Origin of the sequence: Paenibacillus sp. HB172176, from assembly GCF_011947265.1 — a bacterium.
In the GTDB taxonomy this organism is placed as follows: Bacteria; Bacillota; Bacilli; order Paenibacillales; family Paenibacillaceae; genus Pristimantibacillus.
The window spans coordinates 1-641 of record NZ_JAATHD010000090.1 but is presented as its reverse complement, the minus strand read 5'-3'; the positions used below and the strand labels follow the sequence as shown (position 1 = coordinate 641).

The 641-nt window shown below is 49.5% G+C and carries 1 protein-coding gene; it reads right to left on the bottom strand.

Translation table 11 applies throughout. The features are described from left to right. Positions 1 to 641, bottom strand: a 641-nt coding sequence (locus HFP08_RS28925; RefSeq protein ID WP_168124086.1) for a hypothetical protein, incomplete at both ends; no start/stop codon positions are given.

Sequence of the window (641 nt, the reverse complement as noted above, 5' to 3'; positions counted from 1 at the left end):
TTTTTCGGAACAACATGAATGTAGGTCGAAGCCTTCGCCGTTAGTCCGAATTCATCCCGCATCTGAGCGCTGACCGAGAAGAAACCTAGCGTATCCATCACAATGCCATGAAAGCCGTCCGTGTATTCCTGACTGTTGGAAGGTATCGCTCTCACGAATTCCTGACTGCTGCCGTCTGTATCAAAGCCCATGAAATAGATCAGGTCTCCATCCGGATCAGTAGGCGTTGGCACGCTTGGATCGTCAATGTAGACGAGGTCCAATGTCGTTCCCTCGACTACCTCAGTCAGCGGAGTCGTCCGGTTATATGGACTGACAAAACCCACCTTGAATTGTGGAGGATGGTTATCGCCCATATCCGTAACCGTAAGCGTCTTCTGTCCCATCCAATCTGACTCGCCGCAGCTCGTCTTGATCTTGATGCTGACGGTATGGTCGCCTACGCCTATGAGCCATGGGTAATTGCTTCTCGTATATGTTGTTGTCTTGTCCATACCTTTAATGTCTTTCGTTATATACGTGCCATTTCGCTCGATCTTGTATTGATGCGACTGGTAGGCGCAGCCATTCATGACGAAGTCTTTCGGCACAAAACTGAAGGAGTCGCGGTATTCGATGACGCTTGGCACGATATCGAAATC